Source organism: Zavarzinia sp. (assembly GCF_049306435.1).
GTDB lineage: Bacteria > Pseudomonadota > Alphaproteobacteria > Zavarziniales > Zavarziniaceae > Zavarzinia.
This window is the reverse complement of record NZ_JBAQRT010000075.1, coordinates 21714-35826: the sequence shown is the minus strand read 5'-3', so window position 1 is coordinate 35826 and position 14113 is coordinate 21714. Positions and strand designations below refer to the sequence as shown.

The window sequence follows — 14113 nt, the reverse complement described above, 5'->3', positions numbered from 1 at the left end:
CAACCCTACCCACAGCCGCCACGGTGACCACCGCTATGGATAAGTAGCCCGCCGCCGCCAGACTCGTGATGGTCGCGCCGGCGAGCTACTTACCCACAGCTCCTACACCATTCGGCGGGACACGATCACCGACTGGAATTCTTGACCTTGGAGCTAATTAGTCATATATGATCGTTTTATCGATGTTTTGCATCATATATGGATGGTTGAGATGGGTTCCCCCAAGGCGAAGCCAGCACTGGAACGGCTGGGCCAGGATATCCGCAACGCGCGTCTGCGGCGTGGTATCGCCGTGGCGGATCTCGCCTTGCGTGCGGGAACCTCGCCGAGTTCCATTGCCCGCCTTGAACGGGGTGATCCGGGCGTTGCCATCGGAACGCTTGCCGACGTTCTCGTTGTGCTCGGCCTCCTGGAGCGGCTCGCTGACCTGGTCGATATCCGCAAGGACGATCTGGGGCTGGCGCTGGCAGCGGAGCACGGACCGCGCAGGGGCCGCTCCTTCGCGGCAAGGCTGAAAAAGCAGAAGGCTCAGACGGAGGAGACGCAGGATCGGCAGGACGTTGTGGACCCTGACGGGGCTTCCTTCTGATGGCCGATTTCGTCGCCCATGTCGCGCTTGGCGAAGGCCGAACATCGGTGGGCCAATTGCGTTTCACCCATGCCGGGCCACGCCAATTCTCGACCTTCGCCTATGACGCCGAATGGATCGAAAACCCGCGCGCCTTCGCCATACAGCCCGATTTTCCTCTTGAGGCCGGCCCATTTCACACCTCGGGTCAGCCCGGCAACATGCGCGACGCCTTGGCGGGCGTTTTCGCGGATGCGGCTCCAGACAGTTGGGGACGCAGGCTGCTCGAACGCGCCTATGGCAATGGTCTCAACGAATTCGAGTATCTGACGCTTTCCGACGATACCTGCCGGCAGGGCGCGTTGCGCTTTCTGGATGACAAGGGCGAGGTCATTCGCGGCAAGGCAGCGGACGCCGTTCCGCGTCTGGTCGATCTCGAAACCATCACGGTGATCGCGCGCGCCTATGAGCAGGGCAAGGAAATCTCACCCGAGGAGATGCAGGCTCTGGCCGGCGCCGGCGGCTCCGGCGGTGCTCGCCCCAAAGCCAATGTCAGGGACGTCGATGTGCTGTGGCTGGCGAAGTTCACCTCGGTCCACGATCAACAGCCGATCGAGCGCGTCGAGGTCGCAACCCTTCGCCTGGCGGCAGCCTGCGGTATCCGCACGCCCGAGACACGGTTGGAGTTGGCCGACACGCCGTTCCCGGTCGCGCTGATCCAGCGGTTCGACCGGCGTGGGGCCGCTCGGATCCCATACATCTCCGCGCGCACCGCGCTCGGCAAGACAGGGGCGGAGCTGGGTTCCTATACGGAGATCGTCGATTTCATGCGGTCTTATTCATCCGACCCCATGGCCGACTTTCGCGAGCTCTATCGGCGTCTGATCTTCACGATCCTCGTGTCCAACAAGGACGATCACCTGAAGAACCACGGCTTCCTCTATGTGGGAGCGGGTCAATGGCGGCTGTCGCCGGTATTCGACGTGAACCCGGCGCCGGATCGCAACCCGTATCTCGAGACGGCGATCCTTGAGGGCGGGACCCATGATCGGTCGATCATCCTCGCACTGGAAGCCTGCGAATTTTTCGAGATTTCCGAGGCCGAGGCACGGGAGATCATCCGAACCATGGCGCAGCGCATTTCGGACGGATGGCGGGAAGCCTTCAGACAGGCTGGCGTTTCTGGCGCGCTGGCGCGTGACTATGAGGCTGCTTTCGCCGGCGATGAGATGGAAACAGCGCACAGTATTTAGATCATATATGACAACTAATAGCCGATTATCAGTCAAATATGAGTATTGAAGGGTTCTGGCGTTGCGAACCACGACGGATCGCTGAGATGCTTTTGAAAGCGGGTCGTGAGAATTCAGGGGTGAACAGCTGCAGGGGGCGAAGCCGCCGCGTTTCGGGCAATCAGATTCAGCTTGAAGGGCTGTGCAGAAGAATGAGCCCCGCAGCGTTCACTACGGGGCTCATTCAAACTCAAGATTGATACGTTAGGTCCGATCGTGGACCTGGGCGAGCGGGGCAACCCTCTTCGCCGCATCGACGCCCGCCTGTGCGGACTGCTTGGAGGTGTAGACCTCGGAGTGACACAGGGTTTCGCCGTTGGCACCCTTAAGACGCCAGAAGTACCCGCCTGCGTTCGCGCGAAGGATTTCAAACATGTTGCTGGCCCTCCTTGGGCCGGAAATGAGACCCGTCCGAAGCGCCGGGTCATTGATTTCTGAGGATGGGCCAGCTAGGGTAATGGTGTTCAAGCATGCCTAGCGGGCTTCGGCCCAGGTATTCGGAAATCGGCTGGTTTACGAGACCAGTCGGTTTTCCATCCATTTTGCCTTCGGGGTGAGATACGGCCCCCTCGGCGGAAGTTCGTCTGGACTCACCGGCGGAACTTCAGGAAACCGCGTCCCATCCTTTACTTCAGCGATCCGGCCCTGATTGAGGCCGAAGAACGCTGCAATATCGTGATGGCGGTCGCCCCGCTTGATCATTCCGCGAATGAGCGCCGCATCGCGCTCCGTAATTATGAGGCCACTGGGCTTCGCCCGTGATGCCATGCATTTCTCCTATGTTTCCAACGCCAGACTCTAGCCTGACGTGTCCTTTATGAGCGCGATTCGCTTGGTGGTCAATATTAAATCGCACAATTTTATGCCGTAGCTAGTTACGGTTTTATATTTTCTTGACGACGTAGTGCGCTACGGCTATAAATCGCGTATGACGAAACGAGTGAAAACAGTCGCCCTCGGTCGCTCCGCCGCCCGCCTTCTGGATGTTGCGGAGGTCTTTGCGGGCGTTGGCGTGTCGCGCGAGGAAACGGTGGTTCGCCCTGGCGAACGGCTGCCGGTTATCGGCGTACGTGATCTCCAAGATGGCGCTGTAGCCGCGCGAGAAGCGCTGGACACAGTAGGCTTTTCGTCTCCCTCCAAAGCGGCGACCTATGCGGTGCAGGTCGATGACGTGCTCGTCACGGGGCGCGGTACGCTCCTGAAATTCGGCCTTGTGGGGGATGAGACAGTAGGGGCTATCGCCAGCGCAAACATCATTGTCGTGCGACCCGGCCCCGATGTGGCGGGCGGCGCGCTGTTTGCAATCCTGTCCAGCGATGTGTTTCGTCCAAAGATCGAGGTTCTGCGGAGAGGGGCGACGACGTTGCTGTCCCTGTCGCCAAAAGACCTTGCCAAGCTCGAAATCAATCTGCCGTCGCGGAACGAACAGGAGCGCATCGCCGCCCTCGTTAAGGACGCGCAAATCGCCTACCGCACCGCCCTGGAGGCTGCCGAAATCCGCCGCTCACTCGCGCGGCGTCTGATTGACGCTCGTCTGTTTGGCGACAACCAGAACAATTGAGGAAAACATGGCCAAGCTTACACGCACCGAACTGGAAAATCATCTTTGGAAATCCGCCGACATCCTGCGCGGCTCCATCGATAGTTCAGATTACAAGATCTACATCTTTGGCTTTCTGTTCCTGAAGCGGCTGTCTGATCGTTTCGAAGAAGAAGCCAAGGAGGCGATGCGTCAGGGTCTGCCGGAGGATGTCGCCTACAGCGACCCGGACGAGCATGAGTTCTTTCTGGTTGAACGCGCGCGCTGGTCGTCGATCAAAAAGCTGACGACGGGCATTGGCGATCACCTCAACAAGGCATGCGCCGCGATTGAGGACGCCAATCCCTCGATTGAAGGCGTACTGGCCAATATCGACTTCAATTCCGAATCACGCCTTGGCGACGCCAAGAACCGCGAAGGCGTTTTGTCGCGTCTGATCGACCACTTCTCACGCATCGACCTGTCGAACGCCTCGCTTTCCGAGCCGGACATGCTTGGTCGCGCCTATGAATATCTGATCGACAAATTCGCAGATGATGCAGGCAAGAAGGGTGGCGAGTTCTATACCCCCCATCATGTCGTGCGGCTGATTGTGGAGTTGCTGGACCCCAAGCCAGGCATGCGCATCAGCGATCCCACCTGCGGCTCCGGCGGCATGCTGGTTCAGGTCGCGGAGCATGTGGCGAAGCTTGAAGGCAAGAGACTGGGTGAAGCACTCAACATCACACTGCATGGGCAGGAAAAGAACCTTGGCACATGGGCCATCGCCAAGATGAACCTACTGCTGCACGGGCTACGCGATGCGCGTATTGAAAAGGGCGATACGATCCGCAATCCGCGCCTGCTCGATCAGGACGGCAACCTCTTCCTGTATGACCGCGTGATCGCCAATCCGCCCTTTTCGCTGGATAGCTGGGGGGCGGAGGACGTGTCAGGCGACACCGAGAAAAAAGGCCATAATCGCTTCATCTACGGCATCCCCCCGAAGAACATGGGCGATCTGGCCTTCGTTCAGCACATGGTGGCCACGCTCAACGCTAAAGGTGTTTGCGGCGTGGTGATGCCGCATGGGGTGCTGTTCCGCGGCTCAGGTGACGGGCGCATTCGCGAGGCGATGCTGAAAGCCGATCTGTTCGAGGCGATTATCGGCTTGCCGGAAAACCTGTTCGCAGGCACCGGCATTCCCGCAACTATTTTGATCCTCAACAAGGCAAAAGCGCCCGAGCGCAAGGGCAAAGTGCTGTTCATCCACGGCGCGAAGAAGTTTGAGGAGCGGCCCAAAAAGAACATCTTGGGTGAAGGCGATATCAGGGACATCCGTGATGCCTTCCGCGCATGGAAAGATGAGGACCGCTTCTGCCGCATCGTCGACATGAAGGAAATTGAGGAGAATGATTTCAACCTCAACATCTCCCGCTATATCGACACGCTTGAGCCCGAAAAGCCGATCGATGTACAGGCCGAACTTGCCAAGCTCTGGGACGCTGAGAAGGCGCGGGATGAAGCCGCTGCCCGCATGAACGCCCTCCTTAAGGAGATGGGTTATGTCGGGTAACGTGCCTAAGGGGTGGCGACAGGTCCGCATTGGCCAGATCGCCCGCGAAATTTCGAACAGGAATCGGGTGAGTGCTGATATTCCGGTTTTGAGTATGACGAAGCATCGAGGCTTCGTTCGCTCCAATGAGTACTTCTCAAAGTCCGTTCATAGTGAAAATACCAGTCAGTATAAGGTCGTGAAGCGTGGGCAATTTGCCTACGCCACTATCCATCTGGACGAAGGTTCTATCGACTATCTGAAAAACGAGGATGCGGGCCTAGTGAGCCCGATGTACACGGTTTTCGAAGCCAACCCCGCAGAGATCGACAATGAAATTGCGCTTCAGCAATTTAAAAGATTCGCGCTGGGCGGTCGTTTCGATCCCTACAGCAATGGTGGGGTCAACCGCAGAAAATCCATTCTGTTCAGCGATCTGTCCGCTTTCAAATTCGGGCTACCCCCGCTCGACGAGCAACGCGCGATAGCCGAGGTTTTGCGATCGGTGGAGAAGGCTATTAATAAGACGGAAGCGCTAATCGACCAGTTGCGAAAAGCCGCCGTATCGATAGCGACGGATTGTATCTCCAAGTTCGGGGACGAAGTACGCTCGATCAATATTGGTTCAGTTCTATTGGAGGGCCCCAAAAGCGGCCTTTCTCCGGTCTGCAAAGACGAACCACCCGGTATTGGGGTCCTGAAGCTGAGTGCAGTGTCTGGAGGCCGCTTAGCTTGGCGCGATAACGTCAAATTTGCCGATGTTTCCGACAGAGCCGGAACAGAGCTTCAATTGAAAGCAGGAGACTTTCTGATCATTCGCGGGAGTGGCAGCCGTGATATTGTCGGCAGTGGGTGCCGCGTTACGGACGCCGAACTGCCGCCCTTCCCATGCATATTTCCGGACCTTGTTATCCGTCTTCGCGCAGACCCCCAAAAGGTCGTCCCGGAATACCTCGCAATGATGTGGGACACCTCATTGATGCGCTCACAAATTCGGCGGGCTTCGAAGAGCACGAATGGGATCTACAAGATAAACCAGACGGATATCCGTGAATTCCGTATGCCGCTGCCGAATACCGACATCCAGCAAGAGCTAGTTACGCTGATAGAGGGCATTTACTCGCACGTGTCGGCCGAAAGGCTAATGCTAGAACATCTTGTTTCAACACGTTGCGCACTTGCTCAGGAACTTCTTTCGGGCCGCCTACGCCTCCCGGAAAGCATCATTGCGCGGTATCGTGACAAAGCCGGACAAGCTGCATGAATGAGAGCCGTGAACAGCTTGAACGCGAATGGGTGGAGGAGCCGGCGACGGACCTGTTGCGAGTGCTGTTCGACTATAAGCCGTTGTCTCCAGGCGACGTGCGACGGTTGCGCGATAGTCTGGCAACAGAGCCGGTTTTGACGGTTCGCCTTACAGAGTGCCTGAAGCGCCTCAATCCGTGGCTCGGCGAGGACGGCGTCCGCCGCGCTGTCGCGGCTGTCACGCGCGTTACAGCTGTCGATGTCATGGAAGCCAACGAGAGCGCCTATACGGCTCTAACCTACGGCGTGACGGCCCCCCACACGGAAGGCGGCAGACGACAGGACCGCAATGTTCGATTTTTTGACTTTGACGATCCATCCGCCAATACGTTCGAGTTCGCCCGCCAAGTCGCCATCAGGGGGGCTCGTCAGGACATCATCCCCGATATCGTCGTTTACGTGAACGGCCTCCCGCTCGCCGCGATCGAATGCAAATCGCCATCACTGGCCGACCCGATAGGCGAGGCGATCCGTCAGTTCCGGCGCTACGAAAGCCGGGATGAATTCGCGGGGCTCGGCGCACCGCGCCTGTTCGAGACAGCGCAGATTTCAATCGCACTGGCGCGCGACGTGGCGAAGTACGGCACGACGCTGACGCCTGCGCGACAATGGGCTGAGTGGAAAGATCCATATCCACTCACGCTCGACGCGCTTGCGGCGCAATTGGGCCGAACGCCAACCGGGCAAGACATTTTGCTCGCTGGGCTTCTCGCGCCGGCCAATCTGCTCGATCTCATCCGCAACTTCGTCATGTTCGAAACCATTGACGGGCGGCGCATCAAGAAGCTGGCGCGCTATCAGCAGTTCGTTGCCGTCGGAAAGGCGATTGAGCGCATCCGGACCGCACCCAATCCACAACGCCGTGGCGGGGTCATCCACCACACCCAAGGCTCTGGTAAATCGCTGACGATGGTGTTTCTGGCGACCAAGCTGCGCCGCCTTCCCGAGGCTGAAAATCCGACGATTGTCATCGTTACGGATAGAACCGACCTTGATGACCAGATCACTGGACAATTCCAGCGTTCAGGATTTGCTAACCCCATCCAGGCCGAAAGCGGAGACGCGCTGCGCAACGCTCTGTCGGGCGGCGCTGGAACTACGGTTCTGACCACCGTCCACAAGTTTCACAGCGCCGTGCCGAAACGCTCGTCGGTCATTTCCAAAGCGCGGAACGTCTTCGTCATGGTCGATGAAGCGCACCGGACGCAATATGGCGCGCTTGCCGCTCGGATGCGCGCAGGACTGCCCAATGCCTGCATGATCGCCTTCACCGGCACGCCCATCGACAAAAAGGACCGCAGCACCCGTGAGGTTTTCGGCGACTATCTGCACCGCTACCTGATCGACCAGGCTGTGAAGGATGGAGCGACCGTCCCGATCTATTACGAGATGCGCGACGCGCAACTACGGATCGACGGCCGCGATCTCGAACGGGATATTCGGGCCACGTTCCCTGAACTGTCGAACGAAGAGATTGAGAAGCTGAAGCGCGGCATGCGGCTTCAGGAGAAGCTGGCCGGAGCTCAAGTTCGCGTTGAGGCCATCGCCAAAGATATCCTTGTGCACTATCGAAGCACCATTGAGCCAAACGGTTTCAAAGCGCAGATCGTGACGGTCAGCCGCGACGTCGCCGTGACCTATGTCGAAGCCTTGCGGCAGCTTGGCGCGCCCGAATGCGCGCTCATCATGTCCGCTTCGAACAATGACAGCGCCCGGCTGCAAGCCCATCACCTGTCCAAGCGCGACCGCGACACCATGATTGGCCGGTTCAAGAAGCGTGACGATCCGCTGAAAATCTTGGTCGTGTGCGATATGCTGCTCACCGGTTTTGACGCGCCGGTAGAGCAAGTTCTGTATCTCGATGCCCCTCTGCGAGAGCACACGCTTTTGCAGGCGATTGCTCGCGTGAACCGCACCGCCGATGGCAAGACCTACGGGTTGGTCGTGGATTATTGGGGGGACAATCGGCGCATTTCTGACGCATTGGATATGTTCTCCGACGAGGATGGCATAGCCGGCGCGCTCCGTCCGCTGTCCGAGAAAATCCAACTTCTGGAGAGTCGGCACCGGGCCGCCATTCGGCTCTTCGAAGGTCTTAGCCGTCAGGACGATTTGGCGTGCGTTGAACTGCTGCGCCCTGACGACATCCGCGCCAAATTCGAGCTCGACTTCCTGCGTTTTGCCGAAGCCATGGACATGGTCTTGCCTGATCCCAAGGCATTGGAAGAACCCTATCCGTCCGACCTGAAGTGGCTATCGCGCATTCGCGTTCTCGCCCGCCGCGCCTATCACGAGGAGCCATTTGACCCGAAGGACTACGGCGCGAAGGTGGGCGAGATTATCACCAGCCACCTCTCGGTGACGGGTGTCGAACAGCTGCTGGTGAAGTTCGACATTCTCGACCCCGCCTTCCGTCCGCATCTGGAAAGCCTCAAGTCGAGCGCTGCCAAGGCTGCCGAGATCGAGCACGCCATTCGCCAGGAGATCCACGTCCACCGCGACGAGAACCCCACGGCTTACGCCTCGCTTTGGGAACAGTTGGAGCGGATCGTCAACGACAGGCGGGAAGCTCGCGTGTCCGCTGCCAGCGCCTTGACCCAGCTTGAAGCAATGGTCGGGCAAGCCGCAGATATTCGCTCGGACGCGGCGGGCAGAAGCGACGGCCTTACCGGAACGGCTGCCGCCATCCTGCCCTTCATTGACGCAGACCTACCAGACCCCGAACGCTCCCGGAGCGCTGCCGGTATCACCAAGGCGCTTGAGGAATATGCCGAGGTTGTCGACTGGCATCAAAAGGAGGACGTCCAGCGACAGATGCGCCGATCCATCAAGGAGCAATTGCGCAACTTGGGACTGGATGTGCACAAGGTTGAAGCCACGACGGCAAAGATCATGGATGTCGCCCGGGCGAGGTATGCGGGATGACGGACGCGGCTCAGCATTCCATCGTTTTTGGCGGCGAAACGTTTGCGTTCCTAATCGAGCGGACGGCGCGCCGGAAAACCGTGGCGATATCTGTTGGCTTCGACGGAGTGCGCGTCCTCGCACCGTCCGACTTAGACGATGACCGCGTCCTCGGCATCGTTCGCAAGAAAGGCGCTTGGCTGCTTCGCAAACAGGCGGCGTACCGCGAACTTGGGGGGCAGCCGGTCGCCAAGGAATTTGTGAGTGGCGAGACCTTTCACTACCTCGGCCGACAATATCGCCTGAAGCTCATTCCCGACGAAACCGCCGTCACGACCCGGATTGCTGCGAGGGGTTCAACCCTTGTCGCTCCGGTACTGCCGAATGGTCATGAATCCATTCGGCGCGCCGCTGTCCGCAGCGGGCTCAGGCACTGGTACCGAACACATGCGATCCAGCATTTTCCTGCCCGTGCGCGAATGATTGCAGAGACGCTTGGCATTCCAACACCGACCGTCAATGTCGTTGACCAGTCCAAACGCTGGGGAAGTTGCGATTCACGGGGACGCATCCGCCTCAACTGGCGCTTGGTGATGGCTCCGATGCCGCTGGTCGACTACGTTATTGCACACGAGGCTTGTCACGTTCTTGAGCACAATCATTCACAGCGATTTTGGCGGTCGTTGGAAACGATCATGCCGGACTACGAGAATCGCCTAAGAAGACTTGATAGAATGGGGCACCAGTTCATTTGGTGATTTTTGTATGAGCGATATAAAACTCTTTCGCACGGACAGTGCTTCGGTCACAGAGCTTCGCGGCAGCGCGGTCGCGCTAGAGAAGTCGTTGCAGACCCTTATTGAACGCAACATGGAAGCGTTCCTCGGTGTGCGGTTTCTTGCATCGGAGTTTCCGACGACGAACGGCGGACGCATGGATTCGCTGGGCATCGACGAGAATGGTTCGCCAGTGATCGTCGAGTACAAACGGGCCAGCAATGAGAACGTCATCAACCAAGGCTTATTTTACCTCGACTGGCTGATGGATCACCGCCGTGATTTCGAATGGCTTGTTCTGGAGCGCTTCGGCGCCGAAGAGGCGAAGGCCGTCGATTGGACGACGCCCCGGCTGATCTGCATCGCGGGTGATTTCACAAAATACGATGCTCATGCGGTCAACCAGATGAACCGAAATATCGCGCTGGTTCGCTATCGCCGCTTTGGTGACGAACTCTTGCTGTTCGAACTGCTGACCTCGGCATCGGAGCGGCCCGCGCGCGAGATCTCTGCCAGCGTGAACGACCAAGGCGAGCCTACGGCAACGCGACCTCGGTCACGCCAGAAAACTGTCACGCAGTACCTCGCGGATGCTGACCAGGACCTTGTCGATCTCTACGAGGCAACGAAGGCGTACCTGCTGGCGCTGGGCGATGATGTCGAGTTGAAGACTCTGGACAACTATGTCGCCTTCCGCCGCCTGAAGAACTTTGCGTGCGTCGAGGTCAAGCCGCAGATCAGGCACCTTAAAGTTTTCGTCAAGGTCGATCCGGCGACCATTCAACTTGAGCCGGGTTTTACCCGCGACGTGCGCAATATCGGTCACTTCGGCACTGGCGACCTTGAAATCATCATCACTGACGTCGCCACGTTGGACAAAGCTAAACCTCTGATGGATCGCAGCTATGACGGGGCGTGATGCTGGAAATTAAGGCTATAAACGAATATTGCCGGCCGGTGGCGGCGTTTCTCGGCATGGCGAGTGGCGCCTTGGCCGCCGCCGTCCCCGAGGGCTGGACCTAGGGCACGCGGCCGGCCTCCAGCTCAGAGATGATCGTGCTGGTGATATCGTCGTAGAGGCTCGTCCGGTCGGAGCCGGTACGCGCGCGAGCGGTGTTTCTGAACATCGCGGATCTCCGCGACGGGCGCCGGAGGGCTCTCCTCCAGCCCTCAACCAGTCACGGCAAAGCCGATCCGCACTCTCACTCTATGGGGGCGTTGCGGGGTGTCCCCGCAGAAGGGGTCGGCCGAGACCACGGCTCGGCCGCAGGGGAAGGCATTCCCCGTTGCGAACGGCCGGATTATCGTGGGACTGGATTTCAGCGTGCAGCGGCCATTGAGGACGTTGCGCTGTCCAGTAGCCATATGGAGTGCGCGGGTTTCTGAGGCCGTCGATCGCTCTGCAGGCCTGACACGGATCAGTGGGGTGGCTCGGTGACAGCCCCAGGAAGAGGATCGCACTGGCCCCAGAAGCGCGTGCCAGCCCGGACATAGCGGATGAGATCGGCAGGTCTCAGTCTCAGATGCTCGCTCGGCAGCGTGGGTCCGGGAAGCAAATCGAGATAGTCGCCTGCCTCGTTGGACCAAAGAGCGGGTGCGATCGCCCGGAGCTTCTCGCAGGCAGGCCCCTCGCCATGGCGGACGACATTGGCGGCGACGAACATCTCAAGAAGGTCAGGCCCAACGTTGTCGCTGCCGAGGTCGACCTCGGCAATCTCAGCGCAGGCCAGCAGTTGCTCTTTGAAGCCGCGCAGCATCGGCGCATCATCAGGCCTCTTCGCACGCGCCCAGATGCTGAGCTGGCGTTCGAAAATGGCGGCCATTGTGAGAACGAAGGACTTGGCGGCCTCATTTGCCGTGTAGTTGTCGACCTGCGCTGCGGCGCGGTCGAGAAACTGCTCTAGCGATTGCGCCTCGCCGGTCGCAAGGGTTGGATGAGCGGTCAGCGCGTCCATACCGGGCCAGATCACCCGGTCGAAGAAGCGCGACAGGTTAGCTTGGAAAATCCGTGGAAGCTGCTCGGCCGGCGTCATCACGATTGCCATCTCCGCACGGGAAAGCCGAACCGTTTCCAGCAGATGGCAGCGAGGTCCATGACCGTGACCGGTTGCACATTGAACACGCCCTGGACATCGGTCGCGTGCTGCCCCCCAAAGATCGAATTGGAGACCAGCTTGCCCTGGTCTTCCGTGCAGAGAAGGTCGTAGCCGTAGGCATAGTGCGTTGCGGCAATGTCGAAATCTGCCCAATCGGCCATCAACTTCCGCAACGCCTTCAAGAAGGCGTCGCGAGTCGCGTGAATACGCGGTACGACCGCTTCAGCTCCGATGCCGTTGCGCCAGAGATAGCGATCGAGCGTGATGTTGTTCAGTGCGGCAGCCTGGGCGTAGCGCTGATTGAGGGCCGCAAGCCCGTGCGCTTGCGAGAGCTGCGTCCCGAAATCCTGCAAGGCACGCAGCGGATATTCATTGAAGTGGCGGATGAAGGCGCTCATCCGGTCTTGGCGCTCACCGATCTCGTAAAGCTCATCGACGGCCCAGTCGCCTTGATCGAAATCCGGAAGCGCGCCGTAGCCGATGCGCGGCCCGTGCATCACGCGAAAGCCGGTCGCGAGCGCAAGGCGGATGATGTCCTGCCGGATTGGAGGGATGTCGGGCCGCGGCGCCTTTTTGCCGACGGCGAGCAACAGATCCACGCGATCGGTGTTCTGCAGGCTTTCCGCGGCGAACGCCGCTTCGGGAATGCCGGCGCGGATCCGGCCTTTCCGGATGCAGCGTTGAATGTACCACCATGCCACACGGCGCTTCTTCGACAGCAACCGATCCCTGCTGAGCGGCCGCCACTTTTCAAGGAGCTTGCCGATCTGCGGATTGGCGATGGTGCTGTAGGTGTTCGTGTCGAAGGTGACAGATATCGGCGTCTTCATAAGCAGCGGCTTTCGGGCGTTTCTAGCTAGCGTCGGCGTGGCGGCGCAGCTTGATGTCGTGGAGTGCGGAGAAAGGGGCTCGCGGTGGTGGCATCTGATCAAACCTCCCGCTGAGTCTGGCTGGGCGTCTCGGTCACGATCGGGAGTTCGGTTTGTTCGGTAGAAGCGGCCGCCATTTTTGCCTCAAGGCGTGCCGCCTTCTCAGGCGTGTCAATAAACTGCGACAGCACCGGGCGCGGACCGAAAACATTCCGGACGATGATTTGGATTTCCTTGTCCTGTCGGCGCACTTCCGTGGTGATGGTAGGCACGAGCGCGGCATGGGCCCGTATCAGCTCGTCGCTCGATCGATCACGGGCGATCGTCATGCGATAGGAAAACTGCGCAATCGTCCGATTGAGCTGCCGCACCTTCCGGCTGTCGGATATGTCGCGATGACGCGATACCACGTTCACCGGTCCGCGCTTGCTGGAGCCGCGCACGAGCATGTGCGCGGAAACCGGGAAGATCAGCTCGACGTCGCCTGAATGCTGGTAAGGCGTCCGCGCGTGCAGCGTTTGGCGTGGATCGTAGCTGCAGACGGGATTGTCCGAGGTGATGAAAGGCGTGCTCGTCTTGTTGTGCAGCACTTCAAAACCGAGCCGGAAGCAGAGATCTCCGAAATCCTTGAACTCACCCTGCATCGCCAACAGCGTCTCGTGAGGGTTGATGCCGACGGGCACGGTGTCGAACTGACCGGCGTAGCGCTCCATTTCCGGTGGAAGCGCGCCGATCTCTTCGGCGACCTTGTGTTGGCTGCGGAGCTTAGCTTCGATCATCAAGGCATGTCGGTCGCGCGTGGCCGGGACGCGGGCACGCATGATCGTTTGCATGCCGAGGACATTGAAGGAAATGGCGGGCGACAATCGTCGTGCCTCCAGCGCCCTGATCGTCTCCGGCCACACGGTTTCGATGGTGTTCCAGAAGTCCTCGAAACGGTGGGTTTCCTGCCCTCCCTCGGGGAGCTTCTGGGAATAATAGTCTCGCTCGAACCCGATCGACCGCGGTTTCATCAGAAGCGGATTTTCAGGTGCTTCGCAAAGATAGACCCGAATGCGGTCGTCTTCGGCAGCAAAGCCATCCATATAAACAGCTGAGATGAAGTGATGCCGGCGATTGTTGCGGTTGGTATTGCCGCCCGAGGGATTGATGAGGCTGAACGGCCGCACGTCGCCATCGACGGGAACGGCCCCCCAAAGGCCGAAATATGTGGGCGCCTTCGTCATCTT

The 14113-nt window shown here is 59.3% G+C and carries 13 protein-coding genes; 8 read left to right on the top strand and 5 right to left on the bottom strand.

The features are described from left to right. Positions 1-211 precede the first annotated feature (211 nt). Positions 212-589 carry a helix-turn-helix domain-containing protein gene (locus WAZ62_RS03865; protein WP_422642207.1) on the top strand — a complete coding sequence of 126 codons (378 nt, stop codon included), beginning with the start codon at positions 212-214 and terminating at the stop codon, positions 587-589. After that, a complete protein-coding gene (locus WAZ62_RS03860; protein ID WP_422642206.1) occupies positions 589-1821 on the top strand; it encodes a type II toxin-antitoxin system HipA family toxin in 1233 nt (410 codons plus the stop codon). The genes WAZ62_RS03865 and WAZ62_RS03860 overlap by 1 nt, the downstream gene beginning before the upstream one ends. 243 nt (positions 1822-2064) lie before the next feature. Here the strand turns inward: WAZ62_RS03860 and WAZ62_RS03855 are convergent, their stop codons facing one another. Both WAZ62_RS03855 and WAZ62_RS03850 read right to left on the bottom strand, forming a co-directional pair. After that, positions 2065-2235, bottom strand: a complete 171-nt coding sequence (locus WAZ62_RS03855) for a YegP family protein (RefSeq protein ID WP_082143912.1) — start codon at positions 2233-2235, stop codon at positions 2065-2067. A 138-nt stretch (positions 2236-2373) separates the two neighbouring features. After that, on the bottom strand, positions 2374-2628 hold the full coding sequence (locus tag WAZ62_RS03850) for a hypothetical protein (RefSeq protein WP_422642205.1): 255 nt from the start codon (positions 2626-2628) through the stop codon (positions 2374-2376). Between the two features lie 172 nt (positions 2629-2800). On the opposite strand from WAZ62_RS03850, the gene WAZ62_RS03845 reads away from it, so the two are divergent. The 6 genes from WAZ62_RS03845 to WAZ62_RS03820 are packed head-to-tail and all read left to right on the top strand — an operon-like array spanning position 2801 to position 10838. Continuing rightward, complete coding sequence (locus WAZ62_RS03845) at positions 2801-3421, top strand: restriction endonuclease subunit S (protein WP_211101586.1); 621 nt, start codon at positions 2801-2803, stop codon at positions 3419-3421. A 7-nt stretch (positions 3422-3428) separates the two neighbouring features. Further along, a complete protein-coding gene (locus tag WAZ62_RS03840; RefSeq protein WP_153206836.1) occupies positions 3429-4955 on the top strand; it encodes a type I restriction-modification system subunit M in 1527 nt (508 codons plus the stop codon). Next, positions 4945-6198, top strand: a complete 1254-nt coding sequence (locus WAZ62_RS03835) for a restriction endonuclease subunit S (protein WP_422642204.1) — start codon at positions 4945-4947, stop codon at positions 6196-6198. The genes WAZ62_RS03840 and WAZ62_RS03835 overlap by 11 nt, the downstream gene beginning before the upstream one ends. Next, positions 6195-9164 (top strand): type I restriction endonuclease subunit R, encoded by a 2970-nt coding sequence (locus WAZ62_RS03830; protein ID WP_422642203.1) that lies wholly within the window; start codon positions 6195-6197, stop codon positions 9162-9164. The genes WAZ62_RS03835 and WAZ62_RS03830 overlap by 4 nt, the downstream gene beginning before the upstream one ends. Next, a complete protein-coding gene (locus WAZ62_RS03825; protein WP_422642202.1) occupies positions 9161-9901 on the top strand; it encodes a M48 family metallopeptidase in 741 nt (246 codons plus the stop codon). The genes WAZ62_RS03830 and WAZ62_RS03825 overlap by 4 nt, the downstream gene beginning before the upstream one ends. Before the next feature lie 7 nt (positions 9902-9908). Then, entirely contained in the window at positions 9909-10838 is a 930-nt protein-coding gene (locus WAZ62_RS03820) for a DUF5655 domain-containing protein (RefSeq protein ID WP_313324836.1), read from the top strand. A gap of 499 nt (positions 10839-11337) precedes the next feature. On the opposite strand, the gene WAZ62_RS03815 is transcribed toward WAZ62_RS03820, so the two are convergent. The 3 genes from WAZ62_RS03815 to WAZ62_RS03805 form a co-directional block, all read right to left on the bottom strand. Next, positions 11338-11955: a hypothetical protein gene (locus WAZ62_RS03815; RefSeq protein WP_422642201.1), complete on the bottom strand. Its 618-nt coding sequence runs from the start codon at positions 11953-11955 to the stop codon at positions 11338-11340. Next, a complete protein-coding gene (locus WAZ62_RS03810) occupies positions 11952-12845 on the bottom strand; it encodes a hypothetical protein (protein ID WP_363738433.1) in 894 nt (297 codons plus the stop codon). The genes WAZ62_RS03815 and WAZ62_RS03810 overlap by 4 nt, the downstream gene beginning before the upstream one ends. A gap of 98 nt (positions 12846-12943) precedes the next feature. Next, positions 12944-14110, bottom strand: a complete 1167-nt coding sequence (locus WAZ62_RS03805; RefSeq protein WP_363738431.1) for a DUF4238 domain-containing protein — start codon at positions 14108-14110, stop codon at positions 12944-12946. Between the last annotated feature and the right edge of the window lie 3 nt (positions 14111-14113).